This is a genomic window from Caballeronia sp., assembly GCF_028292365.1.
Lineage (GTDB): Bacteria > Pseudomonadota > Gammaproteobacteria > Burkholderiales > Burkholderiaceae > Caballeronia.
The window spans coordinates 1-2,849 of record NZ_JAQGMM010000525.1; the positions used below are offsets into that span (position 1 = coordinate 1).

Annotated in this window: 3 protein-coding genes; 1 reads left to right on the forward strand and 2 read right to left on the reverse strand. The window is 60.0% G+C overall.

The window, feature by feature from the left end; translation table 11 throughout:
- Nucleotides 1-346: 346 nt before the first annotated feature.
- Nucleotides 347-1,939, forward strand: a complete 1,593-nt coding sequence (locus tag JWR14_RS30790; RefSeq protein WP_299716965.1) for an MFS transporter — start codon at nt 347-349, stop codon at nt 1,937-1,939.
- Nucleotides 1,940-1,961: 22 nt separating this feature from the next.
- On the opposite strand, the gene JWR14_RS30795 is transcribed toward JWR14_RS30790, so the two are convergent.
- Both JWR14_RS30795 and JWR14_RS30800 read right to left on the reverse strand, forming a co-directional pair.
- Nucleotides 1,962-2,603: a DUF1109 domain-containing protein gene (locus JWR14_RS30795; protein ID WP_299716967.1), complete on the reverse strand. Its 642-nt coding sequence runs from the start codon at nt 2,601-2,603 to the stop codon at nt 1,962-1,964.
- A 105-nt stretch (nt 2,604-2,708) separates the two neighbouring features.
- Nucleotides 2,709-2,849 (reverse strand): NrsF family protein (locus JWR14_RS30800; protein WP_299716969.1); only part of this gene is annotated, 141 nt, incomplete at its 5' end.

The window sequence follows — 2,849 nt, forward strand, 5'->3', positions numbered from 1 at the left end:
CGATCAAGAAGTCGCGAAGCCTGATAGTTATTTCGGTGATCCATGAAAACCGGTTACAGCCAGCGTGAAATTGCCCTGACGCATCTGCATACTCGTATTCAACGTATATAACACTGCGGCAATAAGCAGTTCCGGGAACGAGCCAGCGCGCGAAAGATGCGCCCGGGGTCGCACGCGGGCACGTGTAACCGCATCGCAGGATCAACCGAACTACTAACATTACCTTTGCCACCAGTCGTTCCGCGCGTCATGACTTAAGTTGCGCACGCACGCCGCCTGAGCGACGCTGACTCGGCTTGGACCGCGCAACGAAGCATGAACCACCCGAAAGCATCAGGAGAACGCCATGACCCCGGACATCGCACCACCTATTGAAGCCGGGCAGTTGCTGCCGTTTCGCGAGTCGGTATTGGCGATGCTTGGCGTGTCGTTTGTAGCGATGCTGGTCGCCCTTGATCAGACGATTGTGGGGACAGCGTTGCCGCGTATCGTCGCCGATCTCAAGGGGTTCGATCTATATGCATGGGTGGCTACGTCATACATGCTGACATCGGTCATCACAATCCCGATCTTTGGGCGGCTAGGCGACTTGTTTGGCCGCAAGCCGTTCTTATTGGCCGCGATTATTCTTTTCACCATTGCGTCGGTCATGTGCGGCATGGCGGCCAACATGCTGTTCCTCGTGATCGCACGCGGCTTGCAAGGGATTGGCGGCGGCATCCTGGTGGGCACGATGTTCGCCACTGTCGCCGATCTTTTCCCCGACCCGAAGCTTCGCCTGCGCTGGCTGGTGTTTGTCAGTTCAGCATTTGCATTGGCGAATATCGTTGGCCCGACGCTAGGCGGCGTGCTGACCCAATACGGCGGATGGCGGCTCGTATTTTTCGTCAACCTGCCGGTGGGCATCGTCTCGTTGTTGTTCGTGCGTGCTTTCCTGCCGCATCTCCGGCGGCCGCGTTCAGCCGTCCCGGTGAAACTGGATTGGGTCGGGGCGCTGGTACTGGCGTCAACATTTGGCGGGCTGCAACTGTTGATCGAATGGGTTCCCACTGACGGCATCACGCTCGTGACTTGCGTGTTGGCTTTCCTTACGTTGGCCGGCGCAACAGTGCTGCTGTTCTGGGAAAAGCGCATGGCTTACCCGATCGTTCCCGTCGACATGCTGCTGGACCGAAAGTTGGCCGCCTTGTTCGCCATGTCCGTACTCGGCGGTTTCTCGCTTTTCTCGCTGGTCTTCTACGTGCCCTTGCTGTTTCAAGGCGGGTTTGCGATGTCGCCGCATGACTCCGGCATGCTGATTACGCCGCTGCTGCTGGGTACGACCGTGGGCAGCGTGGTGAACAACCGGATCGTCACGCGCATCAAGCAAGCGAACGGCGTGATGTATATCGGCTTCGCGCTGTTCGCTTGCGCCGCGCTTTGTCTTGTCGCGATCACGGGGACTGTGCCTCATCTCGTGTGGATGGCCTGCATGGGATTCAGCGGGGTCGGGCTCGGCCTTGTCGCGTCGAATCTCACGCTTTTTTCGCAGCAACTCGTTGCTCGCGATCATCTCGGCGCGGCCACTGCGCTGCTTCAATCGCTGCGGATGTTTGGCGGCATGCTGGGCACGGCAATGACGGGCGCGTTGCTCGGCCGCCTCTATACGAGCGGCGTGCATCGATCGCTGGATACGTATCAGGCGACGCAGTGGTTCAAGTCATTCGCGAGCCCCGAGTTGCTGATCGATCGCGCGGAACAGGCGGCGCTTATCGGTCGTCTGATCATGGCGGGTCATGCCGGCGACGCGATGATGCAGTCGGCACGCGGTGCGTTGATCGAATCGATACACGTGGGACTCGGACTGGCGGCTGCGGCAGCGATCGCGGGGCTTTGTCTCGCGTGGTTCGTGCCGCCGGTGCGGGTTGATCGGCTGGATACGGGGACGCGTAGCCGGTGAAGTGACGGCTTCGCTTCTCGCCTCACCACCGCAGCGCCCTTGGCCCAAGCAACCCACCTAACACCGTCGGCACCGCCATGCCCAGCACATACCACACGCCCCAAAACGGCACGGTCATTTCGACGCAATAGAGCGTATAAACGAGCACCGCTTGCGCTCCGCTTAGCAGGCCGGCTGCCGTGCCCGCGATAACCGGCCGAGTCGGCGCCAACCCTTTCATCGCCCAGAACACGGCGATAAACGTAGGCGCTGACAAGATCACAATGTTCATCGTACATACCTGCCAGGTCTTCCCAAGAACGAGCTGAAGCCGCAACGAGGGCGGAGCGGCAATAATCACAACCAGCGCCGTCAGCCAGATCAGCACGAGTGGAATAGCCAGCGTGGCCCAGGCTATTGCCGTGTCGGCGCCTGGGCGTGATAGCCGCATCGCGACGAAAAGCGACGCGCCTACGACCGCGAGCGGGAACGCAACCTTCAACCAGAAGAGGGGAGTAGTCAGCATTTGCGGCATGTCACCGCGCACGCCGTAGATGGCGACCACCATGCAGGTAGCGCCAGTCAATCCGAAGAACAGCGCCGTTGCAAAGCGTCGCGCGATGACATGCGGATGCGTCGGGACGATGCCTGTTGCAAGCATCGATACGAACTCGCTGGTTTTCATGACCACTCCGCTGATAAGAAACGACACGCGCTAGCGCATGATTTCTATTCGTTTCGAGGAGTGACCGGGTTACGCCAGCGTGATAATTTATACACTCAGCATGACTTACCAGCGCAAGAAACGCGGCCCGAGCAATGCGCCGATCAGCGTGGCAAGCGTCATGCCGAGCAGGTACCAGACGGCCCAGAACGCGACGCTCATCTCGGGGCAGTGGAAGCAATAGGCCATCGTCGCGAGCGTTCCCGC

Excerpts from the sequence above, each read along its gene's own strand:
- JWR14_RS30790 (WP_299716965.1), top strand. The coding sequence starts at position 347 with ATGACCCCGGACATCGCACCACCTATTGAAGCCGGGCAGTTGCTGCCG.
- JWR14_RS30795 (WP_299716967.1), bottom strand. The coding sequence starts at position 2,603 with ATGAAAACCAGCGAGTTCGTATCGATGCTTGCAACAGGCATCGTCCCG.